Source organism: Oleiphilus sp. HI0128 (genome assembly GCF_001635365.1).
The window spans coordinates 1-1,377 of sequence record NZ_LWGG01000193.1; the positions used below are offsets into that span (position 1 = coordinate 1).

The 1,377-nt window shown below is 45.3% G+C and carries 2 protein-coding genes; both read left to right on the forward strand.

The genetic code is table 11. From position 1 onward, the window contains the following. Positions 1-1,015: fibronectin type III domain-containing protein (locus tag A3763_RS02510; protein ID WP_197482704.1), on the forward strand; the 1,015-nt coding region annotated here is incomplete at its 5' end. A 149-nt stretch (positions 1,016-1,164) separates the two neighbouring features. Further along, positions 1,165-1,377 (forward strand): hypothetical protein (locus A3763_RS02515; RefSeq protein ID WP_156494842.1); only part of this gene is annotated, 213 nt, incomplete at its 3' end.

A 1,377-nucleotide genomic window follows, 5' to 3' on the forward strand; every position in this document is an offset into this window, starting at 1 on the left:
ATTAAGTGTGGGAGCTACCGGTGGCGAGCTAAGCTATCAGTGGCGTAGAGATGGTGTTGAGCTTCAAGGGGCGGTACTAAGTTCACTATTGATTTCAGCTGCAGATACTTCCGACTCAGGCAGTTATGATGTTCTGGTGAGCGATGAGTCAGGTACCCTGGAGTCTTTGACTGCTTTAGTAGTAGTTAACGAATTGCCACCAGTAGTTGTGATAGACCCTGTTCAAATTTCTACGCAACCTACTTCTGTTAGTGTAGATGAAGGAGAGGGAGCGGTACTATCTGTCGCTGCGAGTGGCGGTGGTGAGTTGGTGTATCAGTGGTTTAAGGGTGGGGTAGCGATTAGCGGCGCGACCTCAAGCTCACTCTCTTTCGCTTCAGCTTCAGTCTCAGATAGTGGTGTGTATAGTGTCAGCGTGACGAATTCGGTAGGCTCGCAAACATCTGTTAATGCGACGATTCAGGTGAATGAAGTGATTTCCATTGCGCCTGTCGTCATTGCTTCGCAACCGCAATCTACCGCTATTGATGAGGGTGAGACGGCAGTGCTGTCGATCGTTGCGACAGGCGGTGGTGACTTGAGTTATACCTGGCGTAAAGATGGTGTTCAGATATCAGGTGCTAACGCGAGCTCATTAAGTATTGAGGCTGCCTCTGTTGCAGATGCCGGAGCTTATGATGTCATTGTATCCAATTCTGTGGGGCAGCAGGTGTCGTCAGTTGCTAATGTAGAAATTAATGAGCTTGAGGTTTTACAGTCGATAGCCTTGGAGTGGTCAATTCCAGAAGAAAGAGCGGATGGTACTGCTCTAGATTTAAACGAAATTGACAGTTACCTTATTCGATATGGTACAGATGCATCAAACTTAGCTCAAAGTGTTGTTGTAGGTAGTGGCTCGGATACCAGTGCGCAGATCGATGATATGGTAGCAGGCACTTATTATTTTGTGATTTTGACTATCGATATCGACGGTGTTCAGAGTGAGGAATCGGAAATAATTTCCTTAACGATCTGAGATCAGTTAACGTTGATCAGTAACTAAGGCTAAGGCGATAATGTTGTAATTATCGCCTTTTTTCGTTTCCATGGGGGCGGATCTTAACTTGCATTGTTTGTGTGTATTGCTTCATTATTGAGTGCTTGAATATCATTAGGTGGCATGGCGTGAACGAACGGTTTCTAAATATTGCTAAACAACTAAAAGATGCTAATGACAAGCAGGATTGGGCGCTTTTAACTGAGCTCGATGCTCAGGTGCGTGTCGAGCTTCAGGCAGTTATTGCTAGTATGCGAACTAAAGAAGATAGGGCACAGCTTTTATCGATCTTGAGGCGCTATGAAAAAGTTTACTCTCTGGTGCTAAAAGATAGCTTGAAG